Below are 15228 nucleotides of genomic sequence, written 5' to 3'. Positions count from 1 at the left end.
AGACATCCTGACAATTTTTTGATAAGATAATAAGAGTGTGTAATGGACACACAAAAATAACGGCTAATCCGCTGAGACACAGAGGTTGCTCTTAAGATTAGTAAGATAGGAGTATATAAAAATGAATCCATTGATCCAAAGTTTGACAGAAGGTCAACTTCGTACTGACATCCCATCATTCCGTCCTGGTGACACAGTTCGCGTTCACGCGAAAGTTGTCGAAGGAACTCGCGAACGTATCCAGATCTTTGAAGGTGTAGTTATTTCACGCAAAGGTCAAGGGATCTCAGAAATGTACACAGTTCGTAAAATCTCAAGCGGTATCGGTGTAGAACGTACTTTCCCAATCCACACTCCACGTGTTGACAAGATTGAAGTTGTACGCTACGGTAAAGTCCGCCGTGCTAAACTTTACTACTTGCGTGCTTTGCAAGGTAAAGCTGCACGTATCAAAGAAATCCGTAAATAATTTACAGATTTCGACAAAAAAATCTGTCCTCGTGGCAGATTTTTTCATAAGTCCTCTTAGTTAAATGGATATAACAACTCCCTCCTAAGGAGTCGTTGCTGGTTCGATTCCGGCAGGGGACATCAAAAATAGTTTGAATGGTTTTGGAATCATTTTGAATTTCTGAACTAACTTTTTAGTAAGGTCTTGACAATATATATATATATAATAGTCTCGTGATTTTTTATAGAAAATAGAAAAAGGAGATTATTGTGAAACAAACCTTCATCACTTCGTATCTAACATTTTATCTAAAAGCATCTGTAGCACTTGAAGGAGATTTTATCAAGACTTCAAACCCTAACACTATTTTGAAGGTTATTCCTCTTGGAGCACAGAATAAAACGATTCCAGTGGATCATATCTCAAGTGTTGATGATTCATTCAGATTAGATTTTAAATCTTTCGCATGGGGAATTATCTTTGCTCTAGTTGGCTTTAATATGATGGGTTCATCTATCTTAGGAGGATTGATCTTAGCTGCTTATGGTATTTTGACGGTATTAAGTGCATTCCAGACTCTTTTGATTTTAAATCTAACTTCTGGAGGTGCACATGTATTGAGTGTTGTTGTATTTGAAAAGTCCAATCTTTTGACTTGCAAAGAAACAATCGAAAGTCTAATTCAACATCGTTACAATAATACAAATGTGACAGCTAATACTGACCGAGTTATTGAAGCTTTAAATAATAAGTAAACTGGTTTCATAAGTCTCTTTAAAAGAGGCTTTTTTATTGCGTTATAAATAAAAGATGATAGGTAAAGAATATGAAATAGTCATTTTTGATGTACCAAATAAACTTTTCTGAGGACATTATATTGTGATAAAAAGGTCTGAGATTTTGAATAACAGGCGATTGGAAGTTTGGTGAAGATATTGTTTTATCTACTTTGGAGATTGAACAAAAGGGTCCAAAACAAATTGCGAATTATGTTTTTATTTCATTCTGGAGCCATAATAACTATTGAGATTACCTTTAGATTTTTCCCTTTGATGTGATTATCAGACCAGTTAACTAACGTAAAAGAAATCTATCTCTTCAATCAAAAAACCAGGTTTCCCTGGTTATAACTATTAGCGACTTACACGACGGCGAGCTGCTTTTTTACGGTTTTCTTCGATGAAAGCCAATTTCTTTTCTTCTGGATCGATAATTGTCTTTTTAACTGCGAAAACGGCACCTGCAACAGTAGCAGCAGTTCCGAGAATACCAGTAGCAAGACCTTTAGCAAATGAATGTTTTTTAGCCATGAGACTATCCTCCGTATATGTTATAATATGCTTATATTATCTAAAAAAATATCTAGAATAGCAAGTGGAAACATTATGAAAACCAAACTTATTGTAGTGGCTGGACCTACTGCTGTGGGAAAAACGGCACTTGGAATTGAATTGGCCCAGCGTTTTAATGGGGAGATAATTTCGGGAGATAGCCAGCAGATTTATCGACAATTGAATATAGGAACTGCAAAGGCCACTCCTGAAGAACAGGCAGCGGCAGTGCATCATCTGATTGATGTCCGAGATGTCGATGAGTCTTATTCAGCCTATGATTTTGTGACTGAAGCGCAAATTGCCATTACTGAAATTGTCAATCGTGGCAAACTTCCTATTATTGTTGGTGGTACAGGTCTTTATTTGCAAAGTCTTCTTGAAGGTTATCATCTGGGGGGGCAAGTGGATCAAGAGCAGGTGTTAGCCTATCGCTCTGAGTTAGAGCAACTTTCTGATTTGGAACTTTTTGAGCAGATCGATAATTTAGGTATAGAGATAAAGGAGATTAATCGTCGTCGTGCCATTAGGGCTCTTGAGTTGCATCGCTTTTCTGATAATCCTGAAAATACAGAAACGACTTTTGATCCTTTTATTATTGGGTTGGATGATGAGCGCTCTCTGATTTATGAACGTATTAATACTCGTGTTGACAAGATGGTTGAACTTGGGCTTTTGGAAGAGGCTAAGTGGCTCTATGATAATTATCCTGAGGTCCAGTCCGCACGTGGAATTGGCTACAAGGAATTATTTCCTTATTTTTCTGGGGAACAAACTTTAGATGAGGCCTTAGAAAAACTCAAGCAAAATACCCGTCGATTTGCTAAACGCCAATTAACCTGGTTCAGAAATCGCATGAGGGTTAAGTTTTATCAGATTTCTAGTCCAGATTATCCTGAAAATGTGATTCAAGATCTTGCTTTATTTTTAAATGAAAGGGAAGGATAGGAGTAGGTGGTTCCTAGTTTTAAATACCTATCTTTGCTATAATAATAACTATGACTAAAGAAGAAAAAAAATCAGCCTATGAAATAATGCTAGCTCAGGCTAAGGCACTTTTTGCCAATGAAGACAATGCTCTGGCCAACTTTTCTAATGCCTCGGCTCTCTTGAATACCACATTGCCAAACTCAGTGTTCACAGGTTTTTATCTATTGGATCATGCTAAAAACGAGTTAATCCTTGGACCATTTCAAGGGAATGTCTCTTGTGTTCGAATTGCCTTAGGTAAGGGTGTTTGTGGCCAATCTGCGGCAGAAAATAGAACCTTGATTGTCCAAGATGTCACTAAACATGCCAACTATATTGCCTGTGATTCTGCTGCTCGAAGTGAGATTGTTGTCCCTATGGTGAAGGATGGTACATTAGTTGGTGTTCTTGATTTGGATTCTCATCAAGTAGGAGACTACGATGACATTGACCAAGACTATCTTGAACAGTTTGTCAAAGTCTTACTTGAAAAAACAAATCTTACTTTTGCAATGTTTGAGGTTAACTAATGTATCAAGCCTTATATCGTAAATACCGTAGTCAGACTTTTGGCGAGATGGTTGGTCAAAAAGTGATTTCAACCACGCTAAGACAGGCGGTAGAGTCAGGGAAAATCAGCCACGCCTATCTCTTTTCTGGCCCACGTGGTACTGGTAAGACCAGTGCAGCAAAAATTTTTGCCAAAGCAATGAATTGTCCTAATCAGGTCGATGGTGAGCCATGTAACCACTGTGATATCTGTCGTGATATTACTAACGGCAGTCTTGAAGATGTTATTGAGATCGATGCGGCTTCCAATAACGGTGTTGATGAGATTCGTGAGATTCGTGATAAGTCAACCTATGCTCCAAGTCGTGCGACTTACAAGGTCTATATTATTGACGAAGTTCACATGCTCTCGACAGGTGCCTTCAATGCTCTTTTGAAGACTTTGGAAGAACCAACTCAAAATGTTGTTTTTATCCTGGCGACCACTGAATTACATAAGATTCCTGCAACCATTCTTTCTCGTGTCCAACGCTTTGAGTTTAAATCGATCAAACAGGGAGCTATTAAGGAGCATTTGGCTTCAATTCTGGAAAAAGAAGGATTAACCTTTGATGATGAGGCTTTGACCATTATTGCTCGTCGTGCGGAAGGTGGTATGCGTGATGCTTTGTCAATCTTAGACCAAGCACTGAGTCTTTCTCCTGACAATCATGTCAGCCAAGCCGTAGCTGAAGAAATCACTGGTTCTATTGGTTTAACAGCCCTAGATAGTTTTGTCGCTAACGTTCGCAATCAAGAGACTACGCAAGCTTTATCAAATCTTGAAACTCTTTTTGATAATGGGAAGTCTATGAGCCGTTTTGCGACTGATCTCTTGGAGTATTTCCGTGATCTTTTGATTGTCAAAGCGGGCGGAGAGAACAGTCATCATAGTCCCCTTTTTGAAGAAAACCTTTCTCTGGAGCAAGACCGACTTTTCCAATTGATTGACTTGGTTACAAGTGCCTTGCCAGAAATTAAAACTGGGACACATCCTAAAATCTATGCGGAGATGCTGACTATAAAATTGTCAGAAACCCATAGTCAGATGTCACAAGAAATTCCAGAGAATTTACAAGAAGAGTTAGATAGTCTTCGTCGCGAAGTAGAAGGCCTACGTAAAGCTCTTAAAGAGGGCAAAGTCCAAGGAGATGCATTACCAACTCGAAAAGCCAAACCTGCTTATCAGTACAAGGTGGATCGTGAAAAGATTCTCACTATTATGCGTGAAACCATGGAAAATCCCCAGAAATCACGCCAGTGTCTGGATGCTCTAAAGGGAACTTGGCCTGAAATCTTGGATTCTATTAGCCCACAAAATAGGGCCCTTTTGAATGGATCTGAGCCTGTACTAGCCAATCAGGAAAATGCCATCCTGGCATTTAATGCTGCCTTTAATGCTGAACTGGTCATGAAACGTAGTGATCTCAATGATATGTTTGGTAATATCATGAGTTCAGCTGCCGGTTTCTCGCCTAATATTATGGCTGTTCCAAAATCAGAATTTGAAAAACTCCGTACAGAATTTGCACGAAGTCTAAAATCTAAGGAAGAGTTAGAAAAAGAAGATCGTGAAGAGTATATCCCTCAAGAACTCGAGTTTCTCTCTGATATTGTAGAAATAGAGGACTAAAAAGGTCCAGTGGACCTTTTTAGGTCCGAGCCAAGAAATGAAAAAGCGAGGAGGTCCAGTGGACCTCTTTAGGTCCGAGCCAAGAAATGTAGAAGCTAGGGAAAGTTAGTTATCCCGCCTTAGGTATCTTGTGAGTGTGTTTATCTATCTTGAGGTCTAATCTTTCTAACATCTAAAAGAGCCTAGACTGCTTGTCCCAGGCTCTATCTATTGATATAATAATCTTATGATTCAACAAATTTTGTTTATTACGCTTGAAACTATTTTTGAAACGGTTTGTTTTAATTATAGTTTACAGCATGGCTATTACTTTTTTACAGTCTTTTTTGGTTACTTACTCTTACGTCGTCTTTGGACAACCTATGTTGTTTCACGCATTGCGCGTGCAGCCGACAAGTCTACCAAGAAGTAAGGCTCACTTCACCAGCGGTCAACCATTTTTCCTGACCATCATCAGTAAGAACGAGAAGTTGGCCCTTATTACCAATTTCCTTGGCAATACCAGTATAAGTCCTTCCAGCTTGTTTAAAGGTCACTTGTTTGTCTAAAACGATGGACTTTTCTTTATAGACCTTGACCAGATCGCTAGTAGGAATGGTTAAAAAGAGCTTCCAAATTTCTGAAATGAGCTGGTTTCGAGTGATGCTTGGTTTTTCAGAAGTAAAAAGACTAGTAGCTTTATTAGCTAACTTTTCAGGAAAATCACTGATTGAGAAGTTAAGCCCAACCCCGATAATGACATCTGTGATGCGACCAGATTCGATAGAACTAATGGCTTCGGTAAGGATACCAGCCATTTTTTTGTTGTTGAGGTAGATGTCATTAACCCATTTGATTTCTGTATTGATACCGGTTAGACGCTGAATAGCTTTGACAATAGTAGCTGCCACCATCATCGTATAAGGGGGTAACTCCTCAAAATGACAGTTGGGCTTTAAGTGGATACTCATGTAGATACCACCTTGTGGACTGGCAAAGAAGTGACGTTCAAATCGTCCTTTGGCTGCCTTTTGACTTGATGCCAGATAAAGTGCAGGCGTTGAATTATTCTTTTCCATGCCATGTTTAGCATCTAGTTGGGTAGAATTAGAATCTGGATTAAAGTAGACTGGAATGTTGAGTTGCTTAGAAATATCTTGAGGAAGAAGAATATCTCCCTTTTCTAAATAGTAGCCTTTCTTTCGGACACTTGTAATGTCAATTCCTTGTTCTTGAAGTGTTTGAATTGCCTTCCAAATAGCTGTCCGTGAGACCCCAAGGCTTTTAGCCAAGCTCTCTCCCGTTACAAAGTCTGGACTCTTCGATAAGATGTCATAAACGTGCTCATAAGTTTTCATATCCTAAGTATAATACAAAAGATGGTAAAATGCTCACTATAAATTATTGATGAGGCTTGATAATAAATAACTATATGACTAGACTGAAAAAAATGATATAATGGAGGATAGTTATTAAGTCCCGATAAGGCAACAGTCATCCTAGCTTGACTGTTGGTTCTTTGTAACTTTTTAACGGCGTTTATCTCTACCAGGAGAATAGCGTTTTACCTATTAGGAGACGGTTAAATCCGTGCTGTCTAATACTATTTTTCATATTAAAAGGGGGACATTTTATATGTCAGAACGTAAACTTTTCACGTCTGAATCAGTATCTGAAGGGCATCCAGATAAAATTGCAGACCAAATTTCAGATGCCATTCTCGATGCGATTTTAGCAGAAGATCCAGACGCCCATGTAGCAGCAGAAACAGCTGTTTACACTGGTTCTGTCCATGTTTTTGGTGAGGTTTCTACAACAGCTTATGTGGACATTAACCGTGTGGTTCGTGATACTATCGCTGAAATTGGTTATAACAATGCAGAATACGGCTTTGCAGCAGAATCTGTTGGGGTTCACCCATCATTGATTGAACAATCTCCAGATATTGCTCAAGGTGTCAATGAAGCACTTGAAGTTCGTGGAACTGGTGATCAAGATCCACTTGATCTTATCGGAGCTGGTGACCAAGGTTTGATGTTTGGTTTTGCTATTGATGAAACTCCTGAATTTATGCCACTTCCAGTTAGTCTTTCACATAAATTGGTTAAAAAATTGGCAGATTTGCGTAAATCTGGTGAGATTTCCTACCTTCGTCCGGATGCTAAATCTCAGGTTACTGTTGAGTATGATGAGCATGACCAACCAGTACGTGTTGATGCTGTTGTTATTTCAACACAACACGATCCTGAAGCGACTAACGACCAAATTCGTCAAGACGTCATTGAAAAAGTCATTAAAGCAGTTATTCCAGCCGAATACTTGGATAATGAGACTAAATTCTTTATCAACCCAACAGGTCGTTTTGTTATTGGAGGACCTCAAGGGGACTCTGGTTTGACTGGTCGTAAGATTATTGTTGATACTTATGGTGGCTACTCAAGACACGGTGGTGGTGCCTTCTCTGGTAAAGATGCCACTAAGGTTGACCGTTCAGCTTCATATGCAGCTCGCTACATTGCCAAAAACATCGTAGCTGCTGGTCTTGCTAAGAAAGCAGAAGTACAACTGGCTTATGCTATCGGTGTTGCTACCCCTGTGTCTGTCCGTGTTGATACTTTCGGAACGGCGACAGTTGCTGAAAGCAAACTTGAATCTGCTGTCCGTAATCTCTTTGACTTGCGCCCAGCTGGTATCATTGCAATGCTTGATCTTAAACGTCCTATCTACCGTCAAACAGCGGCTTATGGTCACATGGGACGTACAGATGTCGATCTTCCATGGGAAAAATTGGATAAGGTTGAAGCACTTAAAGCAGCAGTAGAGGCTTAAGATAATATTATATCTAATTTAATGATTTTAATTAAGGCAGAATTTAATTTTTTGAATTCTGTTTTTTGTACCTATTATAAATAATATGAATTTTCTTATTTAAGACTTTACTGAAACGGTTAGATGTTTAAAATGATAGGCTTAAGGACACCAACCATTAATAATTTCTTTATAGATGACTTACTGTCACCTGTTCCAAATCAAACTGCTGAGCTGAAGTCAAGTATCGCTTATTAAAAAAATTAGAATTATCACATGAAGCTCAGGATTATATCTCCAATGACACAAGAACCTTCGGTTCATTTTACCATGAAAGATTGTGAGAGAAGAGATGCTGACGAACAAGAAAGGAAATACCTATGTCTATTTTAATTACAGGAGGAGCTGGCTACATTGGTAGTCACACCACTGTCGAACTCCTTAATGCAGGTTTTGATGTAGTCTTGGTTGATGACTTTTCAAATAGCTCTCCAGCAGTCCTTGAACGCTTGGAAAATATCACAGGTAAGAAGTTCCCATTCTATCAAGGTTCAATTTTAGATACAGAACTTTTAGATAAGGTTTTTACAAATGAAGATATTGAATTGATCATTCACTTTGCTGCCTTCAAGACAGTTGATGAATCTGTTCAAAAACCTTTGAAATATTATAAAAACAATATCAGTGGTACAATCACCCTTCTTGAAAAAATGAAGGAATATGAAGTTAAAAACATCGTCTTCAGTTCAAGTGCCACAGTTTACGGTACCAATAATCCTTCTCCAATGACCGAAGATATGCCCACATCAGCTATTAACCCATACGGTTATACTAAGTTGATGATGGAACAAATTCTTATAGACGTAGCTGCATCAGATCCGTCATGGTCTGTCACAAATCTTCGTTATTTCAATCCTATCGGTGCTCATGAAAGTGGTTTGATTGGGGAATTGCCAAACGGTATTCCAAACAATCTTATGCCATATATTACACAAGTAGCTATCGGTAAACTGCCTGAGCTTAATATTTTTGGTGATGATTATCCAACTCCAGATGGTACAGGTGTGCGTGACTACATTCACGTTCTTGACTTGGCCTCAGGTCACTTGGCTGCTGTCAAATATAATTTGAGTCATAAAGGTGCTGAGATTTTCAACTTGGGTACTGGATATGGTTATAGCGTTTTGGATCTCGTTAAGACTTTCGAAGCTGAAAACAAGGTTGCTATTCCATACCGTATTCAAGGACGTCGTGCTGGTGATATTGCGACTTGTTATGCGTCTCCTGAAAAGGCTAGAGAGGTTCTCGGCTGGGAAGCTAAGAAAACTTTGAAAGAGATGGTCAGAGATTCTTGGCGTTGGCAAAAAACAAACCCAAATGGTTACGAAGACTATGCTTAGTCTAGGAAATCATACCCTATAGAGAGTAGGACAAGAACTATATTTTAAAAAAAGCCCTAATCTAGTAGTTTCAGAAATAAAGAGAAGAGGAGTGAAAGCAGTCACTTAATGATTATAGGTTTAGAACTGTCTCACCCCTCTTTTTATGTTTTAGACTAGCTTTCTATGGTATAATGAAACTATGGCTATTATTAATCAATTCGTCACTTTGGCGAGTCACCTAGTATTTATTGGATTGAGCTATCATATGCTGATTAGCCTCTTTGATTGGGCAAAAATCATCAAAAATCCGATTGAAAATACTGGTAAATTGAAACTCTTTTTACTCTTTATCAGTATTGCCTTAGGCTACCTTATCAGTTCCTTTATTCTGTCGGTTTTAGCATTTGGACAGAATATGGCTAGCTCGATTTCTTAAATTAGTGATTTTAAAAGACTTTTGATATAATACAAAAAGATGAAAATGACCCTTGAAAGGAATCCTTATGGATAAAATTATTGTGCAGGGTGGCAACACTCGATTAAGTGGTGAGGTTGTCATTGAAGGTGCTAAAAACGCTGTCCTTCCCTTGTTGGCAGCGACTATCTTGGCCTCGGAAGGTCAAACAACCTTAACTAATGTTCCAATCTTGTCAGATGTTTACACGATGAATAATGTTGTTCGTGGTTTAGATATTGCTGTAGACTTTGACGAGGAAAAGAATACCGTTGTCGTTGATGCTAGTGGAGAAATTCTCGATCAAGCACCATATGAGTATGTTAGCAAGATGCGTGCGTCAATCGTAGTTCTTGGACCTATTCTTGCTCGTAATGGTCACGCTAAGGTCTCAATGCCTGGCGGTTGTACGATTGGTAGTCGTCCAATCGACCTCCACCTCAAAGGTTTAGAAGCAATGGGTGCTAAAATTACCCAAGTTGGTGGTGACATTACTGCGACGGCAGAAAACCTTAAAGGTGCAACGATTTATATGGACTTCCCATCTGTTGGTGCCACTCAAAACCTTATGATGGCAGCAACATTGGCTGATGGAGTTACAACCATTGAAAATGCTGCACGTGAACCAGAAATTGTTGATTTGGCCCTTCTTCTTAACGAGATGGGAGCAGACGTCAAAGGTGCTGGAACTGAAACACTCGTGATTAAAGGTGTTAAAGCTCTCCGTGGTACTAAACATGCAGTTGTTCAAGACCGTATTGAAGCAGGTACCTTTATGGTAGCAGCGGCTATGACTTCTGGAGATATCCTCATCAAAGATGCTATCTGGGAACATAACCGTCCTTTGATTTCAAAATTATTGGAAATGGGTGTTGATGTTAAGGAAGAAGAAGGTGGCATTCGTGTTAAATCTGATGTTTCTCAATTGAAACCAGTAACCGTTAAAACTCTACCTCACCCTGGTTTCCCAACTGACATGCAGGCTCAATTTACAGCACTTATGGCAGTGGTAAACGGGGAATCAACCATGATCGAAACAGTCTTTGAAAATCGCTTCCAACACTTGGAAGAAATGCGTCGTATGGGACTTCATTCAGAAATCCTTCGTGATACGGCTATGATTCACGGTGGTTTACCACTTCAAGGTGCTCAAGTTATGTCTACTGACCTTCGAGCTTCAGCAGCACTTATTCTTACAGGAATGGTAGCTGAAGGAACAACGACTGTTGGTAAATTGACACACTTGGATCGTGGTTACTATCAATTTCATGAGAAACTAGCTAAACTAGGAGCAAATATTTCACGTGTAAGTGAGGCTTAGTATGGAAACTGGTAAAGGCTATGTTTTTCGTCAATTATTACTAGTTTTAAGTGTGTGTGTGATTGGCCTTGCTTTTCTAGCTATCGGCTTGATGGTTGGCTATGCTGTTTTAGGAGAGGGCAAGGATCCTATAAGCATCTTAAAACCAGAAACTTGGCAGGCAATTGTTGCTAAATTTACAGGAAAATAAAAGGGAGTGGGAAGTAATCCCGCTCCTTTAGTCATGATATTCATATAAAAGAAAGAGAACAATGGCAAAAAGAAAGACATCTTTAACAAATAAACAGAAACGTCAGCTAATCTCGTTACTAATAGCGGTCTTGATAGCGGTTCTAGGTTACATTGGGACGAGCAGTAAGCTCTCGCCTAATAATCCAATCAAGCAGGTAGCTAGTCTAGTCTCGGGAAAATCCAATAACTTCGTCAAATCAAACAGTTCAACAAGTGGGCAGTCTACACCACAAGAGCAGCTCGCTGAGATAGTGATGACTAGCTCTGTCAAGAGTCAACTCGGAAACTCTTTAGAATGGAATGGGGCAGGGGCTTATATTGTTAATGGAAATAAGACTAATCTAAATGCTAAGGTATCAAGCCAACCCTATGCTAATAACCAAGTCAAAACAGTTCACGGTCAAACGGTTCCTACAGTTGCTAATGCTTTGTTAAGTAAAGCGACCAGACAGTACAAAAATCGTCAAGAAACAGGGAATGGCTCAACGTCTTGGACACCAGCTGGATGGCATCAAGTTCACAATCTATCTGGAGAGTATAACCATGCCGTAGATCGAGGTCACTTGTTAGGCTATGCACTTGTAGGTGGTCTCAAAGGATTTGATGCCTCGACTTCAAATCCAGAAAATGTTGCCGTTCAAACTGCTTGGGCTAACCAAGCCAATAGCGAGAGTTCTACGGGACAAAATTATTATGAAAGCCTGGTACGAAAAGCTCTGGATAAAAACAAACGTGTCCGTTATCGCGTGACCTTGATTTATGAAGGAGATAACCTCATTCCATCGGGATCGCATCTTGAAGCCAAGTCTGCAGATGGCTCACTTGAGTTCAATGTCTTTGTTCCAAATGTACAAAAAGGGATTACCCTAGATTATTATTCAGGGAAAGTAACGGTGAATTAACGAAACAAACGACTCCAATCGGAGTCGTTTTTAGTATCCAGCAAACAAAAACCACCCTAAGGTGAGTTTTTGTTTATTCACTAGCTTGCTCCCATTGTTTAGAGAGGTAGCGAGAGTAGCTAGAAATAGCAAAGTTAACCACGAAATAAGCTAAAGCCACAATACCGTATAAGGTAAAGATTTGACTAGGTTCGTAGTACCCACCCATCAGAATCTGGCTCTTACCAAACAATTCTTGTAGGGCGATAACAGAGTAAAGGAAAGAAGTATCCTTGATAACTGTTACGAATTGAGAGATGATAGATGGCAACATCTTACGAATAGCTTGTGGGAAGATGATGTAAATAAAGATTTGTTTGTTGTTAAATCCTTGAGATAAGCCGGCTTCCGTTTGGCCATGATCGATAGAGTTCAGTCCCCCACGAATGATTTCCGCCAAGGCCGCTGAGGTGAAGACCGTGAAAGAGGTAATTCCTGCCGCAGTTGACTTAAGCTGGAAGACCAAGAAGATAATGAAAATCCAAAGTAAGTTAGGAACGTTACGGACGAACTCAACGTAGATAGAAGCGATCCAACGAAGAATAGGATTCTTTCCATTACGCATGACCGCCAGAATTGTTCCGAACAAGGTAGATAGCACGATGATGAAGAAAGACAAGTAAAGGGTCGTCCACATCCCTTGTGCTAAGAATTTAAGGTTAGTAGCTGATAAAACTTCTGACATAGTGGACCTCCTTAGTAAGCTTTCTTATTCTCTTCTTCTTTACGACGTGCCCAGGTAGCTAGAGGGAAACACATGATAAAGTAGAGGAAAGCAGCCCCAGCAAAGGCCGGCACATAGTTAGTGGTATCATAAGCCCAAGCCTTAGCCGTGAACATGATATCTGCTCCAGAGATGATGGCAACTGTTGAAGTATTCTTAATCAAGTTAACCACTTGGTTGGTCAATGGTGGCAAGATAGTACGGACGGCTTGAGGCAAGATGATGATACGCATGGTATCAGCGTAGGTGAACCCTTGAGACAAAGCTGCTTCGGTTTGACCTTTAGGAACTGCCTCGATACCTGTACGAATAATTTCAGAGATATAAGCTCCTGTGTAGACCCCTACACAAAGGATAGCTGTCAATGAAATTGGGATCATGACATGACCATCAGTCAATATTGAAATCCCATAGAAGACAACCACGAATTGCACAAGCAAGGGTGTGTTCTGGAAGATTTCGACATAGACACGTGAGATGCCACGGAGAACCTTGTTGTGAGTTGAACTCATAGCCCCAAAGATGAGCCCAAGAAGAAGAGCTACAATCAAGGCACCGATTGAAATGCCAAGAGTGTAAAAGAAACCTTTGGCAAACTGACCAAAGTTAGCGAAGAAAGCAGCCCAACGTTCAAGAGCGAAAGGACTAGCCGTTTCAGTTAAAAGATACATAAATTCAGGACTCCTTTCTATTTATCTTCAGCTTTAGCTGGTTTCAAGTGATACTTATCGTAGAGTTTATGAAGGCTACCATCTTTTTGCCATTTAGCAATCAAATCGTTGGTATAATCAATCAACTCTTGGTTAGACTTGCTTGAGGCGATACCGTATTCTTGTGTTTTGAAACCTTCTTTTAAGGTTTTAGTCTTTTTACTTTCATAGCCAGAAAGGATAGATTTATCAACTGAGAAAGCATTTACACGATGAGCGTAAAGAGATACAGCCAATTCTGGGAAAGAACCGAGTTGAACGTAGTTGAACTTAAGATTGTGGGCTGAGGCATATTCTTGTAAGGCAGCCTTAGTTGACGCTCCTTGAGAAACCCCGATAGTCTTACCATTCAAATCTGAGATTTTATTAATATCTGAATTCTTTAGGACCAAGAAACCAATTTGATCATGGTAGTAAGGATCTGAGATGGCATAAGATGCCTTACGTTCGTCATTAATGGTGTAGGTACCGATGAGTAAGTCGATAGTACCGTTATCCATAAGAGGTTCACGGGTTTGCGTCGTTACAGGGATGTAATTTACTTTCACTTTTAACTCATCAGCAATCTTTTTAGCAAGATCAACTTCCATACCTTCGTAGCTATTGGTCTTAGCAGAATAGTAACCAAAGTTAGGAACGTCTTGTTTTACACCAACATTGAGTGTCCCTCGCTTAACAATCTTTTGGACTGCTTTACTATCAAGAAGCTTACTAGTGTCTTCCGCCTTAGTCTTGTGACTCGAGATAAGAAAAATAGTGACAATTGCTAAGCATGCGACAGTTAGGTAACGTAAGATTTTTTTGAAAATCATAGGCAACCTCCTTAGGCATCCACTTGGACACGATCAGAGTTGTGGTCGATAATCTTAGAAAGGAATTGAACAGCACGAGGTTCAGTTGGATTGTCAAAGAAGCCATCGACATCCGTAGTATCCACGAGAACCTGACCTTCAGCCATGAAAATGATACGGTCTGCCACACTGCGAGCAAAGCCCATTTCGTGGGTAACCACTACCATGTTCATGCCACCTTTGGCAAGGTTCTGCATAACCGCCAGTACGTCACCGATAGTCTCTGGGTCAAGGGCTGACGTTGGCTCATCAAAGAGCAAGAGCTCAGGATTCATGGCAAGACCACGGGCAATAGCGATACGCTGTTTTTGTCCACCAGAAAGCATACCAGGGTATGAATCTTTCTTGTCCCACATGTTAACGTAGCGAAGGAATTTTTCAGCAGTCTTTTCAGCCTCTGCCTTACTGATTCCAAGCACCTTGATAGGTGCCAAGGTAACATTTTCAAGAACGGTTTTGTGAGGGTAGAGGTTAAAGTGTTGGAAAACCATACCTGCTTCCTTACGCAATTCTACCAAATCTTTGGCAGAAGCCTCCGTCACATTATGTCCGTTAACGATAAGCGTACCGTTATCAATTGATTCCAAGGCATTGATTGTACGGATAAGGGTAGATTTCCCAGACCCAGAAGGGCCCAAGAGAACCACAACTTGTCCTTTTTCAATTTCTAGATTGATATCACGAAGTGCATGATAATCTCCGTAGTATTTATTGACATTTTTAAATTCGATAAGTGCCATAAGAGCCTCCTATAATGGATTTGCTTGTTAGCTTTTCTAACATGTATTAAATTTTAGCATAAGTAAAGACGAAAGTCAAAAAATTCCGAATATTCTTTCAAAACGTTCGGTTTTTACTAAATAATTAATCATTTTTTTGTTATAAATATGAGCA

At 39.7% G+C, this 15228-nt stretch carries 18 protein-coding genes and 1 tRNA gene; 13 read left to right on the top strand and 6 right to left on the bottom strand.

All coding sequences use genetic code 11. The features are described 5' to 3' along the window. Nucleotides 1-121 precede the first annotated feature (121 nt). From rplS to EL076_RS05520, 3 genes are all read left to right on the top strand, one after another. Nucleotides 122-469, top strand: a complete 348-nt coding sequence (gene rplS / locus EL076_RS05530) for a 50S ribosomal protein L19 (protein ID WP_002950935.1) — start codon at nt 122-124, stop codon at nt 467-469. 50 nt (nt 470-519) lie between these two features. After that, a tRNA-Arg gene (locus EL076_RS05525) sits at nt 520-591 on the top strand. A gap of 129 nt (nt 592-720) precedes the next feature. Further along, complete coding sequence (locus tag EL076_RS05520; RefSeq protein ID WP_003092689.1) at nt 721-1206, top strand: hypothetical protein; 486 nt, start codon at nt 721-723, stop codon at nt 1204-1206. Nucleotides 1207-1584: 378 nt separating this feature from the next. On the opposite strand, the gene EL076_RS05515 is transcribed toward EL076_RS05520, so the two are convergent. Beyond that, nucleotides 1585-1761 (bottom strand): DUF3042 family protein, encoded by a 177-nt coding sequence (locus EL076_RS05515; RefSeq protein ID WP_126429581.1) that lies wholly within the window; start codon nt 1759-1761, stop codon nt 1585-1587. A 75-nt stretch (nt 1762-1836) separates the two neighbouring features. On the opposite strand from EL076_RS05515, the gene miaA reads away from it, so the two are divergent. The 4 genes from miaA to EL076_RS05495 all read left to right on the top strand — a co-directional run bounded on the left by miaA (nt 1837) and on the right by EL076_RS05495 (nt 5345). Next, complete coding sequence (gene miaA / locus EL076_RS05510; protein WP_126429579.1) at nt 1837-2730, top strand: tRNA (adenosine(37)-N6)-dimethylallyltransferase MiaA; 894 nt, start codon at nt 1837-1839, stop codon at nt 2728-2730. A gap of 50 nt (nt 2731-2780) precedes the next feature. Continuing rightward, nucleotides 2781-3281, top strand: a complete 501-nt coding sequence (locus tag EL076_RS05505) for a GAF domain-containing protein (RefSeq protein WP_003097017.1) — start codon at nt 2781-2783, stop codon at nt 3279-3281. Next, complete coding sequence (gene dnaX, locus EL076_RS05500; RefSeq protein ID WP_126429577.1) at nt 3281-4933, top strand: DNA polymerase III subunit gamma/tau; 1653 nt, start codon at nt 3281-3283, stop codon at nt 4931-4933. The genes EL076_RS05505 and dnaX overlap by 1 nt, the downstream gene beginning before the upstream one ends. Nucleotides 4934-5159: 226 nt before the next feature. Next, nucleotides 5160-5345 carry a DUF3272 family protein gene (locus tag EL076_RS05495; RefSeq protein WP_117647009.1) on the top strand — a complete coding sequence of 62 codons (186 nt, stop codon included), beginning with the start codon at nt 5160-5162 and terminating at the stop codon, nt 5343-5345. On the opposite strand, the gene birA is transcribed toward EL076_RS05495, so the two are convergent. Beyond that, nucleotides 5332-6270: a bifunctional biotin--[acetyl-CoA-carboxylase] ligase/biotin operon repressor BirA gene (gene birA / locus EL076_RS05490; protein WP_126429575.1), complete on the bottom strand. Its 939-nt coding sequence runs from the start codon at nt 6268-6270 to the stop codon at nt 5332-5334. The two genes, EL076_RS05495 and birA, sit on opposite strands and share 14 nt — an antisense overlap. Nucleotides 6271-6547: 277 nt before the next feature. On the opposite strand from birA, the gene metK reads away from it, so the two are divergent. The 6 genes from metK (at nt 6548) to EL076_RS05460 (ending at nt 12010) form a co-directional block, all read left to right on the top strand. After that, nucleotides 6548-7741, top strand: coding sequence for a methionine adenosyltransferase (gene metK / locus EL076_RS05485; RefSeq protein ID WP_126429573.1), 1194 nt, complete (start codon nt 6548-6550; stop codon nt 7739-7741). A 359-nt stretch (nt 7742-8100) separates the two neighbouring features. Next, nucleotides 8101-9120 (top strand): UDP-glucose 4-epimerase GalE, encoded by a 1020-nt coding sequence (gene galE, locus EL076_RS05480; protein WP_126429571.1) that lies wholly within the window; start codon nt 8101-8103, stop codon nt 9118-9120. A gap of 181 nt (nt 9121-9301) precedes the next feature. Then, on the top strand, nt 9302-9538 hold the full coding sequence (locus EL076_RS05475) for a DUF1146 family protein (RefSeq protein ID WP_003097025.1): 237 nt from the start codon (nt 9302-9304) through the stop codon (nt 9536-9538). Nucleotides 9539-9605: 67 nt separating this feature from the next. Continuing rightward, nucleotides 9606-10877 (top strand): UDP-N-acetylglucosamine 1-carboxyvinyltransferase, encoded by a 1272-nt coding sequence (murA, locus tag EL076_RS05470; RefSeq protein ID WP_126429569.1) that lies wholly within the window; start codon nt 9606-9608, stop codon nt 10875-10877. A 1-nt stretch (nt 10878) separates the two neighbouring features. Next, nucleotides 10879-11067: a DNA-directed RNA polymerase subunit beta gene (locus tag EL076_RS05465; protein ID WP_013990684.1), complete on the top strand. Its 189-nt coding sequence runs from the start codon at nt 10879-10881 to the stop codon at nt 11065-11067. Between the two features lie 61 nt (nt 11068-11128). Further along, complete coding sequence (locus EL076_RS05460) at nt 11129-12010, top strand: DNA/RNA non-specific endonuclease (RefSeq protein ID WP_126429567.1); 882 nt, start codon at nt 11129-11131, stop codon at nt 12008-12010. A gap of 73 nt (nt 12011-12083) precedes the next feature. On the opposite strand, the gene EL076_RS05455 is transcribed toward EL076_RS05460, so the two are convergent. From EL076_RS05455 to EL076_RS05440, 4 genes are read right to left on the bottom strand one after another with little or no spacing between them, the layout of a single operon-like run. Beyond that, complete coding sequence (locus EL076_RS05455; protein WP_002886253.1) at nt 12084-12734, bottom strand: amino acid ABC transporter permease; 651 nt, start codon at nt 12732-12734, stop codon at nt 12084-12086. Between the two features lie 11 nt (nt 12735-12745). Then, nucleotides 12746-13444, bottom strand: coding sequence for an amino acid ABC transporter permease (locus EL076_RS05450; protein WP_002886251.1), 699 nt, complete (start codon nt 13442-13444; stop codon nt 12746-12748). A gap of 17 nt (nt 13445-13461) precedes the next feature. Continuing rightward, nucleotides 13462-14295 carry a transporter substrate-binding domain-containing protein gene (locus EL076_RS05445; RefSeq protein ID WP_126429565.1) on the bottom strand — a complete coding sequence of 278 codons (834 nt, stop codon included), beginning with the start codon at nt 14293-14295 and terminating at the stop codon, nt 13462-13464. Between the two features lie 11 nt (nt 14296-14306). Then, nucleotides 14307-15074 (bottom strand): amino acid ABC transporter ATP-binding protein, encoded by a 768-nt coding sequence (locus EL076_RS05440; protein ID WP_002885036.1) that lies wholly within the window; start codon nt 15072-15074, stop codon nt 14307-14309. Nucleotides 15075-15228 lie beyond the last annotated feature (154 nt).

Source organism: Streptococcus vestibularis (assembly GCF_900636445.1).
GTDB lineage: Bacteria > Bacillota > Bacilli > Lactobacillales > Streptococcaceae > Streptococcus > Streptococcus vestibularis.
This window is presented reverse-complemented; position numbering and strand designations above follow the sequence as displayed.

Excerpts from the sequence above, each read along its gene's own strand:
- rplS (WP_002950935.1), top strand. The coding sequence starts at position 122 with ATGAATCCATTGATCCAAAGTTTGACAGAAGGTCAACTTCGTACTGAC.
- EL076_RS05515 (WP_126429581.1), bottom strand. The coding sequence starts at position 1,761 with ATGGCTAAAAAACATTCATTTGCTAAAGGTCTTGCTACTGGTATTCTC.
- miaA (WP_126429579.1), top strand. The coding sequence starts at position 1,837 with ATGAAAACCAAACTTATTGTAGTGGCTGGACCTACTGCTGTGGGAAAA.
- EL076_RS05505 (WP_003097017.1), top strand. The coding sequence starts at position 2,781 with ATGACTAAAGAAGAAAAAAAATCAGCCTATGAAATAATGCTAGCTCAG.
- dnaX (WP_126429577.1), top strand. The coding sequence starts at position 3,281 with ATGTATCAAGCCTTATATCGTAAATACCGTAGTCAGACTTTTGGCGAG.
- EL076_RS05495 (WP_117647009.1), top strand. The coding sequence starts at position 5,160 with ATGATTCAACAAATTTTGTTTATTACGCTTGAAACTATTTTTGAAACG.
- birA (WP_126429575.1), bottom strand. The coding sequence starts at position 6,270 with ATGAAAACTTATGAGCACGTTTATGACATCTTATCGAAGAGTCCAGAC.
- metK (WP_126429573.1), top strand. The coding sequence starts at position 6,548 with ATGTCAGAACGTAAACTTTTCACGTCTGAATCAGTATCTGAAGGGCAT.
- galE (WP_126429571.1), top strand. The coding sequence starts at position 8,101 with ATGTCTATTTTAATTACAGGAGGAGCTGGCTACATTGGTAGTCACACC.
- EL076_RS05475 (WP_003097025.1), top strand. The coding sequence starts at position 9,302 with ATGGCTATTATTAATCAATTCGTCACTTTGGCGAGTCACCTAGTATTT.
- murA (WP_126429569.1), top strand. The coding sequence starts at position 9,606 with ATGGATAAAATTATTGTGCAGGGTGGCAACACTCGATTAAGTGGTGAG.
- EL076_RS05465 (WP_013990684.1), top strand. The coding sequence starts at position 10,879 with ATGGAAACTGGTAAAGGCTATGTTTTTCGTCAATTATTACTAGTTTTA.
- EL076_RS05460 (WP_126429567.1), top strand. The coding sequence starts at position 11,129 with ATGGCAAAAAGAAAGACATCTTTAACAAATAAACAGAAACGTCAGCTA.
- EL076_RS05455 (WP_002886253.1), bottom strand. The coding sequence starts at position 12,734 with ATGTCAGAAGTTTTATCAGCTACTAACCTTAAATTCTTAGCACAAGGG.
- EL076_RS05450 (WP_002886251.1), bottom strand. The coding sequence starts at position 13,444 with ATGTATCTTTTAACTGAAACGGCTAGTCCTTTCGCTCTTGAACGTTGG.
- EL076_RS05445 (WP_126429565.1), bottom strand. The coding sequence starts at position 14,295 with ATGATTTTCAAAAAAATCTTACGTTACCTAACTGTCGCATGCTTAGCA.
- EL076_RS05440 (WP_002885036.1), bottom strand. The coding sequence starts at position 15,074 with ATGGCACTTATCGAATTTAAAAATGTCAATAAATACTACGGAGATTAT.